21 protein-coding genes are annotated in these 21,284 nt (G+C 68.4%); 6 read left to right on the top strand and 15 right to left on the bottom strand.

The features are described from left to right. Positions 1-97: 97 nt before the first annotated feature. The 3 genes from D0C15_RS03530 to rimP are packed head-to-tail and all read right to left on the bottom strand — an operon-like array spanning position 98 to position 1,991. Positions 98-391: a YlxR family protein gene (locus D0C15_RS03530; RefSeq protein ID WP_162829885.1), complete on the bottom strand. Its 294-nt coding sequence runs from the start codon at positions 389-391 to the stop codon at positions 98-100. Between the two features lie 23 nt (positions 392-414). Further along, on the bottom strand, positions 415-1,464 hold the full coding sequence (gene nusA, locus D0C15_RS03525) for a transcription termination factor NusA (RefSeq protein ID WP_116040870.1): 1,050 nt from the start codon (positions 1,462-1,464) through the stop codon (positions 415-417). Beyond that, complete coding sequence (rimP, locus tag D0C15_RS03520; RefSeq protein ID WP_116040869.1) at positions 1,461-1,991, bottom strand: ribosome maturation factor RimP; 531 nt, start codon at positions 1,989-1,991, stop codon at positions 1,461-1,463. Before rimP ends, nusA begins: the two co-directional genes overlap by 4 nt. A 340-nt stretch (positions 1,992-2,331) precedes the next feature. Between rimP and D0C15_RS03515 the strand changes: the two genes are divergently transcribed. Continuing rightward, a complete protein-coding gene (locus D0C15_RS03515) occupies positions 2,332-3,270 on the top strand; it encodes a ferritin-like domain-containing protein (RefSeq protein WP_116040868.1) in 939 nt (312 codons plus the stop codon). Between the two features lie 20 nt (positions 3,271-3,290). Here D0C15_RS03515 and D0C15_RS03510 read toward each other — a convergent pair whose 3' ends face one another. The 12 genes from D0C15_RS03510 to D0C15_RS03455 form a co-directional block, all read right to left on the bottom strand. After that, positions 3,291-4,076, bottom strand: coding sequence for a hypothetical protein (locus D0C15_RS03510; RefSeq protein WP_245975541.1), 786 nt, complete (start codon positions 4,074-4,076; stop codon positions 3,291-3,293). A gap of 37 nt (positions 4,077-4,113) precedes the next feature. After that, on the bottom strand, positions 4,114-5,175 hold the full coding sequence (locus tag D0C15_RS03505) for an aminotransferase class V-fold PLP-dependent enzyme (protein WP_116040867.1): 1,062 nt from the start codon (positions 5,173-5,175) through the stop codon (positions 4,114-4,116). Between the two features lie 62 nt (positions 5,176-5,237). Continuing rightward, the gene (locus D0C15_RS03500) at positions 5,238-6,692 is read right to left on the bottom strand and encodes a PH domain-containing protein (protein WP_116040914.1); all 1,455 of its coding nucleotides are present in this window, start codon (positions 6,690-6,692) and stop codon (positions 5,238-5,240) included. Positions 6,693-6,772: 80 nt separating this feature from the next. Then, positions 6,773-7,309 (bottom strand): PH domain-containing protein, encoded by a 537-nt coding sequence (locus D0C15_RS03495; RefSeq protein ID WP_116040866.1) that lies wholly within the window; start codon positions 7,307-7,309, stop codon positions 6,773-6,775. A 19-nt stretch (positions 7,310-7,328) separates the two neighbouring features. Continuing rightward, the gene (locus tag D0C15_RS03490; protein WP_162829884.1) at positions 7,329-8,897 is read right to left on the bottom strand and encodes an ArnT family glycosyltransferase; all 1,569 of its coding nucleotides are present in this window, start codon (positions 8,895-8,897) and stop codon (positions 7,329-7,331) included. A 46-nt stretch (positions 8,898-8,943) separates the two neighbouring features. Further along, positions 8,944-9,618, bottom strand: a complete 675-nt coding sequence (locus D0C15_RS03485; protein WP_245975539.1) for a TetR/AcrR family transcriptional regulator — start codon at positions 9,616-9,618, stop codon at positions 8,944-8,946. A 53-nt stretch (positions 9,619-9,671) separates the two neighbouring features. Further along, on the bottom strand, positions 9,672-10,619 hold the full coding sequence (locus D0C15_RS03480) for a threonine ammonia-lyase (protein WP_116040864.1): 948 nt from the start codon (positions 10,617-10,619) through the stop codon (positions 9,672-9,674). 124 nt (positions 10,620-10,743) lie between these two features. Next, on the bottom strand, positions 10,744-11,496 hold the full coding sequence (locus tag D0C15_RS03475; protein ID WP_116040863.1) for an HpcH/HpaI aldolase family protein: 753 nt from the start codon (positions 11,494-11,496) through the stop codon (positions 10,744-10,746). Positions 11,497-11,498: 2 nt separating this feature from the next. Continuing rightward, positions 11,499-12,254 carry an SDR family NAD(P)-dependent oxidoreductase gene (locus tag D0C15_RS03470; protein WP_116040862.1) on the bottom strand — a complete coding sequence of 252 codons (756 nt, stop codon included), beginning with the start codon at positions 12,252-12,254 and terminating at the stop codon, positions 11,499-11,501. Continuing rightward, positions 12,251-13,573: a histidinol dehydrogenase gene (hisD, locus tag D0C15_RS03465; RefSeq protein WP_116040861.1), complete on the bottom strand. Its 1,323-nt coding sequence runs from the start codon at positions 13,571-13,573 to the stop codon at positions 12,251-12,253. Before hisD ends, D0C15_RS03470 begins: the two co-directional genes overlap by 4 nt. A 31-nt stretch (positions 13,574-13,604) precedes the next feature. After that, a complete protein-coding gene (locus tag D0C15_RS03460; protein ID WP_116040860.1) occupies positions 13,605-14,294 on the bottom strand; it encodes an alpha/beta fold hydrolase in 690 nt (229 codons plus the stop codon). Then, entirely contained in the window at positions 14,291-15,430 is a 1,140-nt protein-coding gene (locus D0C15_RS03455; protein WP_116040859.1) for a cupin domain-containing protein, read from the bottom strand. Before D0C15_RS03455 ends, D0C15_RS03460 begins: the two co-directional genes overlap by 4 nt. Before the next feature lie 227 nt (positions 15,431-15,657). On the opposite strand from D0C15_RS03455, the gene D0C15_RS03450 reads away from it, so the two are divergent. The 5 genes from D0C15_RS03450 to D0C15_RS03430 all read left to right on the top strand — a co-directional run bounded on the left by D0C15_RS03450 (position 15,658) and on the right by D0C15_RS03430 (position 21,274). Further along, a complete protein-coding gene (locus D0C15_RS03450) occupies positions 15,658-16,680 on the top strand; it encodes a LacI family DNA-binding transcriptional regulator (RefSeq protein WP_116040858.1) in 1,023 nt (340 codons plus the stop codon). 345 nt (positions 16,681-17,025) lie between these two features. After that, entirely contained in the window at positions 17,026-17,946 is a 921-nt protein-coding gene (locus D0C15_RS03445) for a carbohydrate ABC transporter permease (RefSeq protein ID WP_116040857.1), read from the top strand. After that, on the top strand, positions 17,943-18,836 hold the full coding sequence (locus D0C15_RS03440) for a carbohydrate ABC transporter permease (RefSeq protein WP_211323070.1): 894 nt from the start codon (positions 17,943-17,945) through the stop codon (positions 18,834-18,836). Before D0C15_RS03445 ends, D0C15_RS03440 begins: the two co-directional genes overlap by 4 nt. A gap of 53 nt (positions 18,837-18,889) precedes the next feature. Then, positions 18,890-20,230 carry an ABC transporter substrate-binding protein gene (locus D0C15_RS03435; RefSeq protein WP_162829883.1) on the top strand — a complete coding sequence of 447 codons (1,341 nt, stop codon included), beginning with the start codon at positions 18,890-18,892 and terminating at the stop codon, positions 20,228-20,230. Between the two features lie 39 nt (positions 20,231-20,269). Then, positions 20,270-21,274 carry an ester cyclase gene (locus D0C15_RS03430; RefSeq protein WP_116040855.1) on the top strand — a complete coding sequence of 335 codons (1,005 nt, stop codon included), beginning with the start codon at positions 20,270-20,272 and terminating at the stop codon, positions 21,272-21,274. Positions 21,275-21,284 lie beyond the last annotated feature (10 nt).

Raw genomic sequence — 21,284 nt, 5'->3', positions numbered from 1 at the left:
ACGGCTGACTCATGACGGGTCGACCTGCTTCCTTGATTCCGACCAGATCCGGGAAGTTCCCGGATCCGTACTGCCCGTATCGCCTGGCGATACCTCGTTACGACTGCTCGAGATGATGCCGCACGGCCGAGACGTCGAGCACCCCAGTAGTCCGTAAGGCCCTGGGAAACGCTCGCCGCCGTTCAGCCTTGGTCAGGCACCCGGCATCGGGATGCAGCCATGCACCCCGGCCCGGCAACCGTCGACGCTCGTCGACGACCACTCGCCCGTCCTCCGCGACCACTCGGAGCAGCTCGCCGGCCAGCGCCCGTTGCTTGCACCCCACGCAGGTGCGAACCGGATACTCTCCGTGCTCGCGGCGTACGGCAGCCCGCTTCGGACGTTGAACCACCGACAAGTCTAGACCGTCACCCCTCACTCAGCCGAACCGGTTGTCGCGGCCTGTGCTGAGTCGGTGTGGGGCGACTCCGTCTGCACCGGTTCACCGTCCGGTGCGGCGTCACTGCGGATGTCGATCCGCCACCCGGTGAGCCGGGCGGCGAGGCGGGCGTTCTGGCCTTCTTTGCCGATCGCCAGCGAAAGCTGGAAGTCCGGCACCACGACTCGCGCGGTCTTGGCCCGCTCGTCGACGACGCGTACGGATACAACCTTCGCGGGCGAGAGCGCATTCCCGACGAAGCGTGCGGGGTCCTCGGAGAAGTCGATGATGTCGATCTTCTCGCCGGCCAGCTCGCTCATCACGTTTCGGACCCTGGCCCCGACCGGACCGATGCAGGCGCCCTTGGCGTTGACGCCCGAGATCGTGGACCGCACGGCGATTTTGGACCGGTGACCGGCTTCCCGCGCGACGGCGGTGATCTCCACCGTGCCGTCGGCGATCTCCGGCACCTCCAGCGCGAACAGCTTCCGGACGAGGTTGGGATGGCTGCGGGACAGCATGATCTGCGGGCCTCGTGCGCCACGGGAGACGCCGAGCACATACGCCTTGATCCGGCTGCCGTGCTCGTAGGACTCGCCGGGTACCTGCTCGCCGGACATGAGCACGCCCTCGGTGTCACCGATCTGCACGACCACCACGCCCCTGGCGTTCGCCCGGGTGTCCCGCTGGATCACCCCGCCGACGATCTCGCCCTCCTTGGCGGAGTACTCGCCGTAGGTGCGCTCGTGCTCGGCATCGCGCAGGCGCTGCAGGATGACCTGCCGGGCGGTGGTGGCGGCGATCCTGCCGAACCCCTCCGGGGTGTCGTCCCACTCCTCGGCGATCTCGCCGTTCTCGTCCAGAGTGTGCGCCAGCACCCGGACATAGCCCGACTTGCGATCGATGTCGATCTTGGCCCGGGGCTGGTGACCCTCGGTGTGCTTGTAGGCGGTCAGCAGAGCGGTCTCGATGGCATCGAGCACCGTGTCGAACGGGATCTCCTTGTCCCGCTCGATCGCGCGCAGCGCCGCGATGTCGACGTTCACCTCGACTCCTCCTGGTTTCGCCCGTTTTGGTCCTGTGTGTCGTTGTCCAGCAGTTTGAGCTCCTCGACCGGCGGCTGCCGGAACTCGATCTCGATGACGGCCTTGGCCACCTCGCGGTAGGGCAGCTCGCGGATCGAACCGTCGACCAGCAGACGGACGGAGCTCTCGCCCGCGTCCCCCGCTCTGCCGACGAACTCGGCGCCCTCCACCGGGGTGACGCGGACCAGCCGGTAGCGGGCGCGACGCCAGTGTCTTGGCTTGGCCAGTGGCCGGTCCACACCCGGCGAGGTCACCTCGAGTGTGTAGGCCCCGGCGATCAGCTCGTCGTGCGCGTCGAGCACGGCCGACACGGCGCGACTGATGTCGGCCACCTCGTCCAGGCCGACTCCGTTGTCGCCGTCCACCACGACCTTGACCAGCTTGCGGCGGCCCGCCTGCTGGATGTCGAGGCCGTCGAGATCGAAACCGGCGGCCGCGACGGCCTCGGCCACGATCGGTTCCAGCCGGCTGGCGACTTCTCCTGCCACCGTGATGCTCCCCTATTCGGCTGCGGTACGTGGCCGGTCCGTCCGCCGACATGTTGCCGGTCGTGCGTCCCTGCCGCCATCTGGTTGGTGATGGTCCAGCTTATCTTGCCTGTCTGCGCGAGCGCCGGTGGTCGGCCGAAGGTCGGCGCAAGCCCGGCCGAACGTCGGCGCAAGCCCGCGGATCTCGCACTTTCCCGGGAAAGCGCGGTCCTTGCACGCGCGCCATATCGCACTTTCCCGGGAAAGTGCGATACCCGGTGCCGGTCGCGCGCGGGCGCCGGCGGCCGGACCTCACCTGGCAGGATGGGCCGATGTGACGGCTGGATGGAGAGATCGACCGATGCCCCGCACCCGGCGTGACGTGCTGCGGGCCGCCCTGCTCACCGCGGGCCTCGCTGTCCCGCTCGCGGCCTGCGGCCCGGGCTACCCCGAGGACCCCGACCCGCTGGTTCCCCTGCTGGAACAGGCCGAGGCCGACGCCGAGGCGGCACGCACACTCGCCGGCAGGCTCGGCGGCGCGGAAGGTGCGGCGGCCGGGCGGGTAGCCGAGGTGCGCGCCGAGCACGCGAGCGCCCTGCGCCGTGAGGTGCAACGGGCCAACCGGCCGTCGGCCGAGGGCGAGCCGCAGGGCACGCAGCCCGCCGAGGCGGCTGACCTGCCGGCGCTGGAGCAGCGACTGACCGCCGCCCGCGAGAGTGCCCTGGAGTTGCTACCGCAGGCGCCGCGGCACCGTGCGGGCCTGCTGGGCTCGGTGGCCGCGGGATGTGCTGCCGTGCAGCAGTTGTCGCCGAAGCTCGGGGCGGGCCAGCCGGACCCGCTTGACCCGGTCACCACCGGCACCGTGGAACCGGAGGCGACGACCGCGCTGCAGCAGGCGCTGGCCGCCGAGCACGCCGCGGTCTGGATCTACGGTCTGGTCAGCGCGTTCCTGCCGGACGACTTCGCCAAGGGACTGGACGAGGGCGCCGCGGCACACCGGGAACGGCGCGACGCGGCCGAGCGCGTACTGACCGCGGCGGGCGCGACGCCGGAACCGGCCGAACCCGCATACGTGCCCGCGACACCCGTGACCGATCAGGCCTCCGCGGTCGCGGTGGTCGCCGTCGCCGAGTCCGACGCCGCGCGGGCCTGGCACGGAGTACTGGTCCGCACCGACGACGCGCCCCTGCGGACGATGGCCGCGCACGCGCTGCTGGCCTCGGCGACCAGGGGCACCAGCTGGCGGGCCGAGGCGAACGAGCAGCCCGCCGCCGTGGCCCTCCCCGGCGCCGCGGCCTGAGCAGCGGGCCGCACCGGCGATCAGCCGCCCACACCGCCGAGGCGCAGTGCGTCCTCGGTGATCCGGGAGAGCAACGCCCGGTCGCTGCTGTCGTCGAAGAGCCGCGCCTCCACGATCGTGACCTCGCCACCGTCGACCTTCGAGTCGTACTCGCCTCCGGCGACCTCCGGTGCGCCCGGGATGTTCGCCGTGCCGTCGCGCACCAGATCGTTGACGTTGCCGGTGTTGTCGGTATCGGTGATCACCTTGAGCTGCTGGGCCAGTTCGGGCGTCGACATGGTCACCTGGACCACCGAGACCAGTGCGCGCTGCCCACCGGTTTCGGTCACGTAGAGCGCGCGCGACAGGCCGTCACAGGAGTGCTCGGCGAACCAGTCCTCGACCTTTCCGTACGAGTTGGCGGCACAGTCGGTGGTGTTCTCCGGCCCGGCGACGACCTCGTACCGGAACTGTCCGCTGGTCAACGGGTCCTGAGCGACCGCCTCCGGCTCCGAGCCGCCCGAATCATGCCGGATGACCCACCAGAGCAGGCCGGACACCAGGGCGATCGCGACGAGCGCCGCGGCCGTGATCGGTGTGAGCCGGGGTAGTTGCCGATCCGGCCCGGCGGGTCCCCGTGGCGCGACCGGGACGGCACCCGCCGGACCGGAGGGAACGCCATACGGTGGCGGTGCGGGTGGGCCCGCGGGCACCCGGGGCAGCGGAGCGGTGCTGTCCATGCTGTCCCGGCTGTCCCGGCCACCAGCGGCAGCCATGCCGTTGTCCCGGCGTTCACCCGGATTGGGGAAATACTGCGTTCCAGCCACGGGCAGTGACCGTACTGGACTCCCAGGGGTCAGGTGTTCAGGAGATGGCATCCAGTACGAGTTCGACGTCCTCGGTCGTGTTGTACAGGTGGAAACCCACCCTGACCCGTCCGGCTCGCACACTGGCCCGCACCCCCGCGGCGGCCAGCCGTTGGCCAGTGCCGCTCAGGTCGCCCCCGCCCGCTCCGCCGAGTTCATCCGCGCCGAGCGAGACTATGGCGCTGCCCTTCGGCGGCAGGCCGAGCCCGCGCAGCAACAGGTCGGCAAGCCCGACGCAGTGCGCGCGCACGGTCTCGGGGTCCAGCGACGCCAGGTACGGCAGCGCGACCGCCGCGCCCACCTGCGCGATCCAGGACGGGGAGAGATCGAGCCTGCGAGCGCCGTCGGCGAGCCGCAAGGGCAGGCCGTAGACGCTCTGCCACGGCTCGGCACCCGCATACCAGTTGGCCCCGAGCGGGGCTGTCCTGCTGAGCGCGTCCGGGCGCACCGCCAGCCAGGCCGCACCGCGCGGTGCGAGCAGCCACTTGTAGCCTGCGCCCACGACCCAGTCGGCCCAGTCCAGTCGCAGCGGCAGCCAGCCCGCGGCCTGGGTGGCGTCGAGCAGCACGGGCACCCCGGCCGCGGCGGCCTCGGCCCGCAGGGCCTCCAGATCAACGACGGCACCGTCGGCCGACTGCACCACACTCACCGCCACCAGGTCGTGCGCCGCGACGTGCGTGAGCAGTTCGGCCGGCTCCACCTCGGTGACCGTGACGCCCCGCGAGTGCAGGGCCGCGAACGGGAAGGTCACGCTGGTGAACTCCCCGCGTACGGCGAGCACACTGGCTCCGTCCGGCAGGCCCGCCGCGACCATCGACACCAGCTGCGAGACCGTCGCGCCCGTCGCGACGTGCTCACCGTGAACGCCGACCAGCCTGCCGAAGGCATCCCGCGCGGTCCGGACAGCCGCGTCGAAGTCGGGAGGATCGTCCATTCCCGCTCCCCACCGCCCTACCGACTCCGCGACCGTCCCGGCGATCTCGCTGGAGGGCACGCCGATGCTGGGCGTGTTCAGATAGCCGGTGGGCACGTCGAACTGGGCTCCGAAGGCAGTGCGCATGGAACCGACCCTATTGGGCGCGGAGCTCCGGTCGCCCGCGCCGCCGCGCTCGCCCGGCGGGTTCAGCCACGCTCGAGGAACGGCCCGAAGAGGTCCGGCACGGCTTCCTCGGCGAATGCCAGGCCCTCGCTCTGGCCGATGTCCCTTGCCGAGTAGGCACCACCGCCCGCCGCCGTTGTCGCGGTCAGCGTGATGAGTCCAGCCCTGCGCTGGAAGATCGTCTGGGACGCCGTCCACCCGACGATCCCCCGCCGTTGCAGCGCCGCGGTACTGCGCCGGATGGTTCCGCTGCGCGTCACGAGATAGTCCCCGGTGAGGCCGTGGCCGAGATTGCGGTAGGCGTCGCGGCCGAGCAGCACCGCGATCGGGAACAGCACAAGCGCGCTGATCCAGGCAAGGTGCAACAGCACCGGGGTGAACAGCAGCCCGAGTACGAACAGCACGAGCACCGGCACCAGCGCGGTCAGGACAGCCCAGCGCAGCCTGCGCCATTTGGCCGCGATCGGATGTACGCGCAGCCCGACCGCCGCCGTCGGTGCCCGCTGCTCGCGGAGCACGAGCGCCGCGACCCGGTCGGCCTCCGCCCTGGGTGCGGGCGGCAGCAGCGTCTTGTGGTCGGTCTTCTCGCTCTCCTTCTGCTGCACGAGACCGGTCGCGATCGCGTCCACCCGCGCGGCACCGACCAGGCGGTGCCCGAGTGGTTCGACCACGTCCACGCCCCGCAGCCGGCGCTCCTCCAGCGAGATCGACCGAGTGGTGAGCAGGCCCCGGCGCACCCGCAGGGTGCCACTCGGCTCACGCTCGAGCCGGAATCCCCACCACATCTCGAGAAACAGCGCGATCGAGCCGACCACGCCGACCACGATCGCCGTCAGCACCAGTCCGCCGATCACGATGGCGAGCGCGAGCTGGCGGATCAGCGCGGTGGTCCAGTCGATCACGCCGCCCTGCAGACCGAACCACTCGGCGACCTGCATGACGGCGCCGAACGCGGCCAGTCCGAGCGCGGGCGTCAGAAACGACATCGGGGCGAAGCGCATCCAGCCGATGTCGAACTCGGCCAGTGACCCGTTGCGCGCCTGGCCGTCCTCGGCCGTGGCCGCACCGCCCTCCGGGCCGCGGTCGAGCAGTTCGCGGCGCAGCCACTCGGCTTCGGCGCGGGTGACCGGATGCAGGTCGATGGACCCCTCACCCGCACCAGCGCGTTCGCCTGTGCCGATCTTGACCTGCACCAGGCCGAAGATCCGCAACAGTGGCTTACCGACGATGTCGACGCTGCGGATCCGGTGCCTGGCAAGTGAACGACGGTTGCGCACCAGGATGCCGGTGTGCAGATGCACCCGGTCCGGGGTGATCCGATATCTCGTGCGCCGCCAGCGGATGTCGTCCACCAGCGCACCACCGGCGATCAGCAGGAGTGCCGCGGGCACGATCCAGGCAAGGGCCGTCCAGACAGAGGTCCCGCCCGATACCGCGACTCCCGTGGGAAACCCGGCCGCCACGGCCACTCCCGCCATCGTCAGCGCGGTCACCACGACCGTGCGCCGGTCGAGCTTGCGCCAGTCCTGTGCCGCGTCCTCGGCAGGTACTTCGGTGTTCACGTCGCATCCCCGGGGGTGGCCTGGGTAGTCTCGGTGAGCTGCTGTGCCAGATCACCGGCGAGCTGGTGGTCCAGCCCCTGAATCTGCACCGCGCCTTTCGCCGAGGCCGTGGTGACGATCACCGTCGCAAGGCCGAAAACCTGCTCCAACGGCCCGCGCTGGGTGTCGACGGTCTGGATGCGCGACATCGGCACCGCCCGCCACTCCTGCCAGAAGAAGCCGGTGCGGGTGTAGACCGCGCTCTCGGTCACCTCCCACCGGTGCACCCGGTACCACCAGAACGGCAACAGGATCGCCAGCGGTAGTCCGGCCACGGCGAGCCCACCGGCGCACAGCCACAGCACGACCTGTGCGCCGGGAAGCAGGAGACCCAGCACTGTCAGTACGAGAACGGGGACGACGACCAGCAACACGGTCTGGACCAGCCACCACCGGACGGCCCGGCTGTCCACTTTGTTCCTCGGCGGCCGCAGCCGCAACTCCGTGCTGTCCCCCACCGTCGATTCGGGCACCGGGTTCCCCTTCTCCTTCATTCGTCCCTATAGGACAGTCCTACATTCTGCGCAGTGCGGTCCACAGTCCCGGCCATGCCTGTACCGGGGACCGGCAGTGCCAGACGGGCACCCCCTGGTTCACATTGTCCGGCTTGGCGTCGAGCCGCACTGTCGCCACCTGCCGCACCTCACCGAAGTACCGGGCGAGGTACTCGGGATCGGAGCCGACGAACAACACGTCCTCGGTGCCGGACCGTGGTCTTCCGGTGTACCAGTAGCCGCGCTCCGGACTGTAGACCGGCGGCAGCCCGCGCTCCTGGCCGTAGACCTCCAGCGCCGCGGCCTGCCAGTAGTTCTCGGTGACCACGACCGCGCCGTCGCGTACCCGCGGCGGCAGGCCCCGATGCGCGGCCGCGACCGTGTCCGCCAGTTGCGGCCAGCCGAGACTGCCGCTGGCGACGAAGTCCGTGGTGGTGACGGTCGAGACCGGGCGTACTGGCAGGGCGACCACGATCGCCAGTACCGCTGACAGTGCGTAGACCGGCCAGGTCGGCACCCAGCGCCACCACCGGGCGGGACGGACCCGCTCGATACGCACCGCGGAAGCCGCGAACAGCAATCCGTACAACCCCGCGACGTAGTAGTACCGGCCGACGGTGACGACGAAGATCGCCGTAACCAGCAGGACAGTCCAGCCGAGAAAGCGGTAAGGGGCAAGGCCGGGATCACGCAGTAGTTGCCATAGACCGTGGCAGGCGAGAAACGCGCCGACCAGCAGCCCGGCGAAGAGCACCGCGAGCGGGACGAAGGCGACCGGGCCGCCCATGAAACGGTTCACCTGTTCGGCCACGACCTCCTGCATGTCCAGGTAGGGCCAGCCGTTGCGGGCCTGCCAGAACAACGTGGGCAGCGTCGCCAGCACGGTCACGGCGGCGCCCAGCCAGAGTGCGGGCCTGCGCAGGAGATCGCGGGGCCCGGTCACCAGCACGACGATGCCGAGGGCGACCCAGAAGAAGACGATCAGGAACTTGCCCTGCATCGCGACGGCGGTCACCAGACCGGCGGCGAGTAGCAGCCGGTCGGCTCGTGTCCTGACCCAGCGCACGACGAGCCAGGTCGTCAACGTCCAGAGGAAAGGGTCGATCGTGGAGGTCGCGAGCAGGTGTCCGGAGCCAAGGAGTTGCGGGGAGATCGCGTACGCCGCGGCGGCCAGTACCTGTGCCCTGCGTCCACCGCCCAGTTCTCTGGCGATGAGTGCGGTGAGGACCACTCCGAGCACGGTGACCACCAGGGCGGGCAGACGCAGTCCGGCCACCGAGCCGGGCAGGACCGTGTCCATCCCCCTGGCGAGCAGCGGGAGCAGCCACGGCTGATCGGCGTAGCCCCAGTCCAGGTGGAACTTTCCTGCCGCGAGGAAATAGAGCTCGTCACCGAAGTAGCCGATCCGGCCGCTGGTGGCGAGCAGAACGGCGGCAACGGCACCGGCGACCGCGAACACGGGCCCTCTCGCCAGCGGGGGCAGCGCGGCCGCACCCACCGGCGCCGCATCGCGCCTGTCCCGCGTGTCCGGCAAGGTGTCCGGCCCAGACCCTTCCTGGGTGGCCGAGTCCACTGGTGCGTCCCTCACCCGCCACAGTCTGTCAGCACGTCGTAGGACGCACCTGACCGGGAAGTCACGGGAGGGCGGCCGTCGAGTTCGCCTCCGCCATCAGGCATTCGAACAGGATGCGCAGGTGGCGCTTGGCCCGTGCCCAGCGGGCGTCGAGTTCCGCCTTGTCCTTGGTGGCCCAGCTGGCGATGAGAATGCCGCGCACCACATCCATCGCGGTGTAGACCGCGTGCAGGAACTCCGGGTGGGTCGCGTGGTCGGGCAGCAGCACCTTGCCGAACTCCACCAGGCTGCCGGTCGCGACCGGTTCGGTGACGGACATGTGACCGCGCAACTCCGGATCGGTCCTGGACGCCACCCACAGCTCCACGGTCGCCGAGAAGACCGGCCCCTGGTGCATCTCCCACAGCAGATCCAGTGCGTCACCGATCGGGTCGGCCGACTCGCGCAACCGGTCCAGCTCGCCGAACGCCAGTTCCGTGCGCCGCGCGGCCAGGTACCTGATCGCGGAGACCACCAGATCGTTCTTGGTCGGGAAGTGGTGTACCTGCGCTCCCCTGGTCACCCCGGCGCGATCGGCCACCTTGGTTGTCGTGGTTCCGGCGTATCCGTACTCCACGAGGCAGTCGATGGTGGCGTCCAGCAACCGCAGACGCATCGCCGCGCTGCGTTCTTCCTGGGTACGGCCGGTGCGGCTGCCACCCCGCTCACCGTTCACTCCACCTCGGACGCCAGACATAACTGCCAGCTTAGGCCGTCGTCCGGTCGCGCCCCGCTGGTCCCGCCCGCGTACTACTCCGCCAGCACGTCGGCGAGCGCGGGCAGCGCGATGTTCCGGCCCGACACCACCACGACAGTCCTGCCGCGCCGCGGCACGGCACCCGCGAGCACACCAGCCGCGCCCGCGGCACCCGCGCCCTCGGCGACGACGCCGCGCTCTGTGGCCAGGTAACGGATGCCGGCCCGCAGATCGGCCTCGCTGACGGTGACGAGATCATCGACCAGGTCGGCGACCATGCCCACGGTGACCGAGCCCGGTTCGAGGTTGCCCGCGATCCCATCGGCGATCGTGCGGCCGATATCGATCCGCACGACCTCACCTGCCCGCACCGATGACGCCATGGCCGTGGATCCCTCTGCCTCGACCCCGACGACCCGCACGTTCCGGTGCGCGGCCGCCCACAGCGCCACTCCCGAAACGAGGCCGCCGCCACCGACCCCGCACACCACGGTGAGTGGTTCGTCGAGCAGGGACTCCAGTTCGTGGCCGAGGGTGGCCTGCCCGGCGATCACATCCGGGTCGTTATAGGGCGAAACGAAATGGGCTCCACGCGCCGCCAGTTCCAGCGCGTGCGCCTCCGCGTCGTCGAAGCTGTGGCCCACCTGTACGAGTTCGGCTCCGCTGTCGCGCAGGGCGGCGACCTTCACCGGGGACGCGTTCTCCGCGACCACCACGGTCGCGCGGCGCCCCAGTTGACGTGCCGCGTACGCGATACCGAGACCGTGGTTGCCCGCGGATGCCGTGACGATCGGGACGTCCTCGGGGGTGCGCGATACGGCGTTGAACGCACCCCGCACCTTGAACGAGCCGGTCGGTTGCATCGACTCCAGTTTGAGTGTCATATCGCGCCCTGGCAGCAGCGGCGTCGGGCGCAGGTGGGCGCGGACGACCTCGCGCGCCCGGTCGATCTCGGCGCGGTCCGGGCGGCGCACGGACCGGATGGTCGAAGAGGCGGACATGTGGTGACCTCCCAGTGGTCGCGGTTCCAGCCGTCACCTCCCACGATCCACCCGGCCGATCATCACTGCCACCCCGAGCTGGCCCGGCTGGTCGCCCGGTCGGCCCGCGCGGCCGGCACGTGACTCACCGGCCGAATCCGCTGGATTCGCGCAGGTTGGCGAACACACCCATCAGCACGTGACTGAGATTGATCACGACCAGCCCGGCGCCGGCTGCCAAGGCGGCCCTGGCCTCGGCTGGTCCGGGCACGATGTCCATCCTGAACCGGCCGAGGAGTGCGGCGTGCTCATGCACGCCGTCCAACGCACTCCGTACCCGCGAGTGTCCCGCTTCACCCGGCAGTCCGAGCGAGACCGCAAGGTCGGCAGGTCCGGCCATGACTCCGTCTACGCCCGATACGGCCAGTATCCGCTCGGCGTTCTCGCAGCCCAGCCGCGACTCGATCATCACGACCACCACCGTGCGGTCGGCCCGGCCTTCGAGGTGGTCCAGGCCGGCCACCGTGCCGTAACCACCGTCTCTGCCGTAGGTGGCGAAACCCCGCGAGCCCAGCGGAGGGTAGTGCGCGTGTTCCACGGCGGTGGCCGCCTGCTCGGGGGTGTCCACATGCGGCACGATCACCCCGGTCGCGCCCTGGTCGAGTGCGCGCTGCACGAGCGCGGGTTCGTCGTGGCCGACGCGAACGAGAACGTCCATCCCGTGCAGTTGCGCCACGGTGATGTGCCTGCGCAGGGCCACGACGTCGGCAGGGCCGTGCTCGCAGTCGATGACCACGTAGTCGACCCCGGCGAATCCGGCCATCTCCACCAGCTCCTCGGCGGGCTGGCGAACGAGCACCCCGAACAACCGTTCTCCCGCCGCGAGCCTCGGCTTCATCGTCACCGAGCCACCATCCCCGCCGAGAGGTCGATGTCCGCGGCGCACAGACCGGGCATCTGCAGCATGGCGACCACCGCCGCCCCCACCTCCTGCTCGGTGATCATCCGGCCAAGAGCCGAGCGGCCGACGAAGGCGCGCTCGGCCTCGTCGTAGCTGGTACTCGTTCGTTCGGCCTCGAGCCGGAAGTTGCGCCGCATCCGCTCGCCGTCCACCGGTCCCGGCGACAACGAGTTGACGCTGACCCCCAGCGGGCCGACTTCCGCGGCGAGTGTGGCCGTGAGACCGATAACCGCCATCTTCGACGCGCAGTACGGGGTTCGACGGGCCAAGGGGCGCTTACCCGAGACCGAGGCGACGTTGATGATGTCGCCGTGCCCGCGTTCGATCATCGAGGGGAGCAGCGCCCTGCACATCAGGTAGGTACCGCGCACGTTCACGTCGAAGACGTCGTCCCAGGACTCCGGGTCGATGTCCACCAGCGGCGCCACCGGCCCTGGCACACCGGCATTGTTGACCAGTATCGACACCTCCCGGCCCGCCAGCGACTCCTGCAGCGCGGCAACGGAATCGGCCGACGAGACGTCGCAGACCTCCGCCCGGACCATCCCGCCGAACTCGCCGGTGACCTCGGCCAGCTTGGCCCGGTCCCGGCCGACCACGACGACTTCGGCGCCCGCGCTCACCAGTGCGACCGTGATCGCCCTGCCGAGCCCGCTGCCGCCCCCGGTCACCAGCGCCGTCCGGCCCGCGATCACCGGGCGGCCTCGGCCGCATCGGCCGCGTTCCACGCGAGTGGCGCACCGGTGAACTTGGCGGCTCGCACATCGCCGGACCGCGCGTGTCCCTCGAACAGTTCGACTCGCGCCGCCCGGCCGCAGACCTCGCCGAGACGTGCGCTGGCCTGAGGGTCCACGACCTGCGAGTAGGTCACCGTTTTGAGGTACTTTCCCACCCACAGGCCACCGGTGTACCTGGCCGCTCCACGGGTCGGAAGTACATGGTTGGTACCGATCACCTTGTCCCCGTACGACACACACGTTCCCTCGCCGAGGAAGAGACCACCGTAGTTGCGCATCCGGGTCAGCGCCTGCCGCGGATCGGCGGTGAGCACCTCCACGTGTTCACTGGCGTAGCTGTCCGCCACGGTGAACGCCTCGTCCATCGACTCCACCAGCAGAACCTCCCCGTGGTCACGCCATGCGGGTTCGGCGAAGTCCCGGGTGGGCATCCCCGGTAGCAGCCGTTCGATGTGTTCGAGCACCTCGAGACCGAGCCGGCGTGACGTCGTGATCAGGACCGCCGGTGAGTCCGGGCCGTGCTCGGCCTGGGACAGCAGGTCCACCGCGACGACGAACGGATCGGCGGTCTCGTCGGCGATCACCAGGATCTCGGTGGGGCCGGCGAAGAGATCGATGCCCACCTCCCCGAACAACATGCGTTTGGCTTCGGCCACGTAGGCGTTCCCCGGGCCGGCGAGGAGGTCCACCGGTTGCATCGACTCGGTGCCCACCGCCATCGCGGCGATGGCCTGCACCCCGCCGAGCAGGTGGATCTCGTCGGCTCCGGCGAGATGCATCGCGGCCACCGTCGCGGCGGGAACCTCGCCGCGGATCGGTGGTGTGCACGCCACCACTCGCTCCACACCCGCCACCTTCGCGGTCACGATGGTCATATGCGCGGACGCGGTCAGCGGATACCGCCCGCCGGGAACATAGGCGCCCACCGTTTCGATGGGTAGGTGCTTCTGGCCGAGGCGCACACCGGGAAGGGTCTCCACCTCGAACTCGGTCATCGAGTTCAACTGGTGGCGGGCGAAGGTCCGCACCTGTTCCTGGACGAACTCGATATCCTCCAGCACCTGACGCGGAACCTCGGCGACGATCTCGTCGATACGTCCGGGCGAGAGCCGGAACGAGGGCGGAGACCACGAGTCGAATCGCTGTGACCACTCCCGCACGGCGACGTCACCACGTTCCCGGATGTCGTCGATGATGGCCGCCACTCGCTCCGTGACGTCGTCGCGCCCGCGCCGGTCCGATCCGGTCACGACCGCGTTCTTGAGTGCTTCTGGCATGGCAATCCCATTTCACGTTTCGGGGACATGGTCAGGCGACCGGATCCCATTCGTTGAGCAGTTCGGCGACGAGTGCGGGGCGTTCCAGCGGGAGCAGATGTCCCGCACCAGGCAGGATGCGCAGGACCGCGCCCGGCACCGTTTCCGCGAGGTCCCTGTGCCACCGGGGCGGGCACAGTGCGTCGCGGCTTCCACAGAGGACCAGCGTCGGACAGCGGACATCGCCCAGCCATCGTGTCGCGTCCTCCCTGGTCGCCTGCGCGGACAACTGGTCGCACAGCACATCCGGTCCGAGGCGATCGGCCATGCCGGTGAACTCCCGCTCCAGTTCGCGTCCCGGTTCCGGCGAAGCGAACATCGCGGGCAGGAGCTGCCCGCTGACCACTCCGGCGAAGTCTCCACATCGGACTCGTTCGCCCATGTCCCGCCATGCGGCCAACTGGGTTTCGGTCGGCGCGGCGGCATTGGTCGATACGGCGCAGAATCCCGCGACCCGCTCCGGTGCCCTGCGCAGCACCTCGAAGCCGACGATCGCGCCGAGGCTGAGACCACACAACACGAAATCACTGTCGGTCGCGGACAGCACCTGATCGGCCATCTCGCCGATGCTGGTCGCGTCGATCCGCGCATCCAGTACTCGCCCACGGAGCCGTTCGCGAACACCCGAGAACAACTGTTGATCACACAACATGCCGGGGACGAGAACGATCGGAGTGCTCATCCGGCGAGCGGCCTCGGAACGAGTGCGCGGGGAGCGACATACCCGTTGTGGTCCACCGCATCGCCCGCGTCAGCCGCTGCCTTGACGACCTCGGGGTCCCACTCGATGCGTGTCCGCCCGTCGCCGCTGTTGATCACGACCATGGTCGCCGTGCTGTCCGAGACGTTCCGGATCGAGCGCCAGGCATTTGGTGGCACCGACAGGATGTCCCACGGGCCCAGCCGGACACTGACCTCGTCGGTGCGGTTGAGAGTGACCTCCCACTCCCCGTCCTTGACCATCAGGACCTGCTTCTCGGGCTGCCGATGGGTGAGTACGCCGGCGCCGGGCCTGGCGCGTAACCAGGCGAGGTTGTGTCCATGCGGGTTGAAGATCGCCGGGTCGTGCCCGAGATGCTCGGTCATGCCGTAACCGATCACCGGCCCCAGTTCGGCTCCCCCACCGGGAACATGCCTGTCGAGAAACGCATCACGCGACCACGGAATGTCCTCAGTGGTCACAACGCGCCTGCGCATCTCCTCGGCTGAGTAACTCCGCAGCGCGGCTACCTGGTCAGGGGAGACGGGGCTGATCAGCGCGTCGTCCTCCGGAAGCTCGTCTCCCGCGACAGTGTCGATCAACTGGTTGTCCGCGGTCAGGTACAAACCGTGCCCCCGCGCCTCCTCCAGCACCGAGGGGCTCCAGATGATGCCTCCTGTGTCATCCATGCCGAGTGCGGTGAACAACCAGCCATCGTCCGATCCGATGTTGGTGAAGCCGCGGAAGATCCAGCTCGGCAGCGAGGCGATATCGCCCTCCCGCAACACGAGTTCACCCTCGTCGCCGTTGACGCCCCAGCGGAGCAGGAACTCCCCACGGAAGCAGAGGAAGACCTCGGCTGTGAAATGCAGGTGCAGGTTGTTCGTGACTCCGTGCGGCATCGCTGCGGCACCGATGTTGAACCCGTGCTCCTCCTCGAGGTTGACCACCTGCCCGGCGCTCTGCGAGACGCCGCGGCCGATCATCGAGTAGTTCTCCTTCTTGTCCGACCCCGGCGTCCGGCAGTCGATGAAGGCCTGGTTACAGGAAACGAAGTCGCTGCGCCGGACGGTACGACGGCCGAGTTCTTCGGCGGTGACCACCACGTCTGCAGTCATGTGCTCTCCTACTGCGATCGACACGATTTATACGTATGCACAATACGCGGAGCGGGACCCTGGCTGTCAAGCACTCCCCCCTTCCCCCGAGCCCAGCGGCGTCCTACATGGGGTCCAATCCAGATACGCCTTCCGGAGCGACACGACACAACCACCAGGACGGGCGAGCCGCCGCAGGGGCGCTACGATTCGTATGCACAGATCACTGCCGACCAAGCGGGGGCCGAATGCCGATCACCAGCAACGACGTGGCACGACTGGCCGGCGTTTCCCAGCCGACGGTGTCCCGCGCACTGCGCGGCGACCCCCGCGTCTCCCCCGCCACAAGGGACAGGGTGCAGGAGGCAGCCGCAGCGCTGGGCTATGTACCGAGCGAGGCCGGCCGCAGCCTGGTCACCAGGAGCAGCAAGCGGGTCGGCATCGTCGTCACCGACCTCACCAACCCGTTCTATCCACACCTCATCGGACCCCTGCACGACGAACTCGAGAAGCACGGTTACCGGATGCTCGTCTTCACCGAGCGCTCGGACTCCCAGATGGCTTCGGCTCAGCTACTCGACGGCTCGATCGATGGTGTGGTCCTGCTGACCAGCACGATCGGCTCCGTCCTCCCCGCGGACCTGGACCGAAGAGGACTGCCGTTCGTGTTCCTCAACCGCGAGAGCGGCGGCGCCACGGGCGACGCCGCGGCGGTCGACAACACCCTCGGCGGCAGGCTCGCGGCACAGCATCTGGTCGAACTGGGGCATCGGCGCATCGCGGGCCTTTTCGGCCCGGAGAACACCACGACCGGCCGGGATCGCGAACTGGGCTTCCGGCTCGCACTCGCCGACGCGGGAATCGGACTGCCTGCCGAACTGACCCGGCACGGCACATTCGACTTCGATACCGGCTACCAGGGCCTGACGGAACTTCTCGCCGCCCGTCCTCGCCCCACCGCCGTGTTCTGCGGCAACGACGTCATGGCCATGGGAACTTTGAATGCCGCGTTGCGCCACGGCATCGACGTCCCCGGCGAACTGAGCGTGATCGGCTTCGACAACATCCCCATGTCGGCGTGGGAAAGCTTCCAGCTCACAACGGTTGGTCATGACCTGGGCGAGATGGCGGCATCCGCGGCCCGTCTGCTGGTCGAACGCATCGCCGCGAACGGCCCGCGGCCGGACGGACAGGCCTCCCGGCGCATCGTGCTCGAACCTGGCCTCATCATCCGCGCCACCACCGCAGCACCGGTATCCGCGCGCCAGTAGCGCAGCGCACCTGAATACGTATTTTCTATCGCCGCGGGTAACCACTCGATCGCAACCCGTACTGTCCCGGATACGGGCTTTCGACAGCGTGGCCGCACGGGCACCGAGCCTGTTTCCGCAGTTGGAGCCCTCCGCCCGTCTGCATCCGGCCAGCGAAGAGCGCGAACTAGTGCCCGGCCCCCTTGTGACGCCGCCATACATACGCATACACTCCCGAAAATTCACGCAGTCGACGCAAGCTGTCACGGAGGAGTCCATCGTGCTGATGAGACGACCGGAAGCCAATCACCACGCGGGCGACGAGCGCCTCGGGTCTGCCGCCGCGGCCGCGCGGGGGGTGCTCCGATGACCGCCCCGGCGAAAACGGGTCAAAGTCGCGGACGTGGCGCCCTGCAGCGCGTCGGCGTGCCGTACCTGCATCTAGCTCCCGCGTTGCTGGCCATCGGCCTGACCACCGTCTATCCACTGATCTCCGCGCTGATCAACAGCTTCCGGCACTGGCGGCTCAACGAGACACGGAGCCCACAGGAGTTCGTGGGGCTCGACCAGTACAGCAGAGCCTTCGGCGATGAAACCTTCTTCAACAGCGTGCTCGTCACGGCGCAGTTCACCGTTCTCTCCGTGGTCCTGTCCGTCGGTCTCGGGCTCGGGATCGCCCTCATCCTGAACCGGGCCACCAGGTTGAGCGCGTTCACGAAAGCCCTGTTGATTCTGCCGTTCGCGGTCGCTCCCGCCCTCAAGGGTTTCTCCTGGCGCTTCATGCTCAACCCGGACTACGGCGTCTACGACCGGATGATCAACTCGATCTTTCCGTTCACAGAGGACATCGACTGGCTCGGTTCCCCCTTCTGGGCACTGTTCGTTCTAGTGCTGACGGAGGTCTGGGGATGGGCACCGCTGATCGCCCTGATGTTCCTCGGTGGACTCGGCTCCATCTCTCCGGAGATTCGGGCGGCCGCCCGAGTCGACGGCGCGAACCCGTGGCAGGAGTTCTGGAAAGTCACCTTTCCCCTACTCCGCCCGCTGATTCTCATCGTGGTGTTCCTGAAGGCCGTGTTCTCGGTGAAGGTATTCGACCAGGTGGTCACCACGACCGGCGGCGGTCCGGGCAGAGCCACCGAAACGATGAACTTCTACGCCTATGCCCAGGGATTCAACTTTCTCGATATCGGATACGCATCCGCCGTGTCGTGGCTCATCGTGCTCGTACTCGGGGTGCTCGCGGTGGCGTACCTGATCGCGATGTCGAAGCAGGAGGAGAAGTGACCGAACTGGCGACCCATCCGGCACCGGCCGGCACAGAACGACGACCGGCACCGCGATCAGCACCGAACCACGGTGCGCTACGAACTCTGGGCGGCGCACTCCGGGCACTGTCCACTCTGGCCATCCTGTTCTTCATTCTGTTTCCGATCCTCTGGCTGGCGGTCACCGCCTTCAAACCGGAAGGTGAGGTCTTCTCGACCTCCCTTGTCTTCAGCCCATCGCTCGAGAGCTTCGGCCAGATCCTGGGCGGCAACAACGACCTGGTCCGGCCGATCCTCAACAGCATCGTGATAGGTGTCATCACCACGCTCATCTCGGTTCCACTGGCTCTGCTCGCCGCCTACGCCTTCTCCCGCTACCGGTTTCCCGGTCACCGCGGCCTGCTGCTGGCCATCGTGGCCACCCAGTTCATCCCGGGTGTCGCGATCGCCCTGCCGTTCCTGACCCTGTTCCGCGCTCTCGGGATGATCGACACCCACGCGGCACTTATCATCGTGAACCTTTCTCTTGTCGTTCCCTACATCACCTGGTTGCTCAAGGGATTCGTGGACGGTTTGCCCATCGAGATCGAGGAGGCCGCGCGGCTCGACGGCTGCTCACAGGTGACGTTGCTCTGGCGAGTGATCACCCCGCTGGCGGCGCCGGGGATCTTCGTGTCCGTGGTCTTCTCGTTCCTGCTCTCCTGGAACGAGTTCCTGTTCCCGACGTTCCTCGCCAGGACCGAGGCCTCCACCCTTCCTGTCGGACTGATGACACTGGTGCGGCCAGAAGGAGTCGCCTGGGGCCAGATGGCGGCAGCGGGCCTGCTCGTCATGGTGCCGATGCTGATCCTGGCCCTGCTGGTACGCAAGCACTTCGCGCAGGGAATGACGATGGGAGCCGTCAAATGAGCCGTATCGGATTGCCCGGACCGCACGGACGCCGGCGTCGACGCTCCTCGATCATGATCGCCCTGTCACTGGCGGCGACGATGCTAGCGGGAGCGTGTGGCGGCGGCTTCGAGCCCGAGGACCTGGAGAGCTCCATCCGGAGCGGTCCGGTGGACGACCTGGGACTGGTACAGGGAAAACCTCACGACGGCACGCACATCCGACTGCTGATCTGTTGCAACACGACGGCACAGTTCATGGCCCTGCGGGAGCGGACAAGAACCGAGTTCACGCCACGCACGGGCATCACGGTCGAGTGGGCGAACATTCCCTACGACTCGTATCTGCAGAAGATCGTGGCGGAAAGCGCCATCGGCGGCGGTACCTACGACCTCGTCGCCTGGCCCGACGCCTACGGTGCCTCGGCCAAGATCGGCTTGCAGCGCCTGGATGGCGCACTGAACAAGGCCGGCCGATCCATAACGGACTATCCACCGCCGTTCCAGCAGGCAGCAGCCGCGGGCGAGGAGGGCAGTGTCTACGGTCTGCCGTTCCGTGGTTTCTCCTACAACCTCTTCTACCGGAAGGACCGCTACGCCGAACTCGGCCTCCAACCACCGGAAACCTGGGACGAGTACTCCGCGCAGCTCGCTGAGCTGAAACGCACGGGAGCTCGGCACCCGATGGCCGGGCAGTACGGTCGAGGCAGCGGACAGAATCTCTACACCTGGCTCTCCATGCTGTGGAGCAACGGCGCCGACGTCTTCGACGCGAAAGGCGCGCCCGCCTTCACCAGCCCGGAGGCGGTCGAGGCCACAGAGAAGTACATCTCCCTGATCAGGGATGGCTACTCGCCGCCAGAGTCGGCGAACTGGAACGAGACGGACGCCACGCAGTCCTTCGAGCAGAACGCCGCGGACACCGTACTGACCTGGTCGTGGCAGATCGACGACTTCACCGATCCGGAGAAGACCTCCCCCGAGGTCGCGAACAACCTAGGCGTCGCTTCGCTTCCCGGCTGGGCGGGAAAACCGACCATCACCTACGGCTACACCTGGCTCATGGGCATCCTGAACACATCAAAGAAGCAGGGACCGGCCTGGGAGTACCTGAAATGGCTGTCTCATCCATCGGTCGAACGGGCGATCGCGCTGGACAAGTCCGATCCCGCCGCGGCCACCAGTGTTGTGGTGCATACCGAGAACATGCTCGACGAGCAGGTCAATGACGCCAATTTCGGGATGCCGCGGCTACAGGAGTCGTCACTGCGCAACGGCCGAACCATTCCCATGACGATCGACTGGCCGCAGATCCAGGACGAGCTCGAGGTCGCGATCAACAAGATGGCGCACGGCGCAGAGGTACGGGCCACCCTGAACGAGGCCGCGGCGAACATCCGGGCACTCGAACGCTAGCGGGCAACGGTTGTGCGCATGAGTGACAGGGAGAATCAGATGACGTTGTCCGAGTCCGCCTACGCCCCCTACCGCGATCCCGAGGAGTTCATCACCGAATGGACCGACCGGATCTGGGTCCAGCGTGGAATCGGCCTGATCAGGCAGAACTACGCGCCCGACTCCGTGGTGCACGGTGCGTACGGCACCGTCCACGGTGTGGAGCCGGTGGTACGCGGCACGCTGATGAAGATCAGCACCTTTCCCGACAGGATCGGACAGGCCGAGGATGTCGTGTGGGAGCAACGAGGCGACGACGCCTTTCTCAGCTCCCATCGGGTCTTCAGCTCTGGCACGCACACCGGAATCTCGGCCTACGGCCCGCCGACCGGAAAGGACTTCGCCTCGAGGACCATCGCGAACTGTCTCTACCGCGAGGGCGTCATGGTGGAGGAATGGGTGGTGCGCGACGAGTACGCGGTCGTCCAGCAGCTCGGACTCGATCCGGTCGAGGTCGCGCGTGGCCTGGCCTTCTCCGGCTGGGAACCGCACGCACCACTCGACGCGGACTTGCTCGATCAGGGTGATTCGGGGGTGCGGCCAGATCAGCACCGTGACGAATGCGCACAGGTGCTGCGGCTTGTCGACGAGGTGTGGAACCAGCGCAGACTCGACCTGACTACTGACTTCGTCGCACGCGATGTCACCTGCCACACCTCACGGCACCGCACACTGACCCGACCGGCCGGGTATCAGCAGAGCCTGCTCGACCTTCTCGCGCCGTTCCCCGACGCCACCATCGAGGTTCGCGATGTGGTGAGCAACTACTCGGCGCCGCATGGCGGCCTGCGGGTGGGGCTGACGTGGTGGCTGCGGGGCACGTACTGCGGAACGCCGACGTACGGGCCGGTGAACGACTGTCCCGTTCAGGTACTCGGCTCCTCCCAGTTCCTGCTGCGGGAAGGAAAGATCGTCCGGGAGTGGCGCGTGTACGACGAGATCGCGATTCTCGCGCAGATCCTGCGGGCCCGGGACGAAGGCCAGGAGGCAATCCCCTCTTGCTGAGTCGAAGCTG

This window comes from Amycolatopsis palatopharyngis (assembly GCF_003385185.1).
Classification (GTDB): Bacteria; Actinomycetota; Actinomycetes; order Mycobacteriales; family Pseudonocardiaceae; genus Amycolatopsis; species Amycolatopsis palatopharyngis.
The sequence above is the reverse complement of the archived record's forward strand: the minus strand, read 5'-3'. Positions and strand labels throughout refer to the sequence as shown.

Excerpts from the sequence above, each read along its gene's own strand:
- D0C15_RS03515 (WP_116040868.1), top strand. The coding sequence starts at position 2,332 with ATGCCCCGCACCCGGCGTGACGTGCTGCGGGCCGCCCTGCTCACCGCG.
- D0C15_RS03505 (WP_116040867.1), bottom strand. The coding sequence starts at position 5,175 with ATGCGCACTGCCTTCGGAGCCCAGTTCGACGTGCCCACCGGCTATCTG.
- D0C15_RS03500 (WP_116040914.1), bottom strand. The coding sequence starts at position 6,692 with ATGGCGGGAGTGGCCGTGGCGGCCGGGTTTCCCACGGGAGTCGCGGTA.
- D0C15_RS03495 (WP_116040866.1), bottom strand. The coding sequence starts at position 7,309 with ATGAAGGAGAAGGGGAACCCGGTGCCCGAATCGACGGTGGGGGACAGC.
- D0C15_RS03485 (WP_245975539.1), bottom strand. The coding sequence starts at position 9,618 with ATGTCTGGCGTCCGAGGTGGAGTGAACGGTGAGCGGGGTGGCAGCCGC.
- D0C15_RS03480 (WP_116040864.1), bottom strand. The coding sequence starts at position 10,619 with ATGTCCGCCTCTTCGACCATCCGGTCCGTGCGCCGCCCGGACCGCGCC.
- D0C15_RS03475 (WP_116040863.1), bottom strand. The coding sequence starts at position 11,496 with ATGAAGCCGAGGCTCGCGGCGGGAGAACGGTTGTTCGGGGTGCTCGTT.
- hisD (WP_116040861.1), bottom strand. The coding sequence starts at position 13,573 with ATGCCAGAAGCACTCAAGAACGCGGTCGTGACCGGATCGGACCGGCGC.
- D0C15_RS03460 (WP_116040860.1), bottom strand. The coding sequence starts at position 14,294 with ATGAGCACTCCGATCGTTCTCGTCCCCGGCATGTTGTGTGATCAACAG.
- D0C15_RS03455 (WP_116040859.1), bottom strand. The coding sequence starts at position 15,430 with ATGACTGCAGACGTGGTGGTCACCGCCGAAGAACTCGGCCGTCGTACC.
- D0C15_RS03450 (WP_116040858.1), top strand. The coding sequence starts at position 15,658 with ATGCCGATCACCAGCAACGACGTGGCACGACTGGCCGGCGTTTCCCAG.
- D0C15_RS03445 (WP_116040857.1), top strand. The coding sequence starts at position 17,026 with ATGACCGCCCCGGCGAAAACGGGTCAAAGTCGCGGACGTGGCGCCCTG.
- D0C15_RS03435 (WP_162829883.1), top strand. The coding sequence starts at position 18,890 with ATGATCGCCCTGTCACTGGCGGCGACGATGCTAGCGGGAGCGTGTGGC.
- D0C15_RS03430 (WP_116040855.1), top strand. The coding sequence starts at position 20,270 with ATGACGTTGTCCGAGTCCGCCTACGCCCCCTACCGCGATCCCGAGGAG.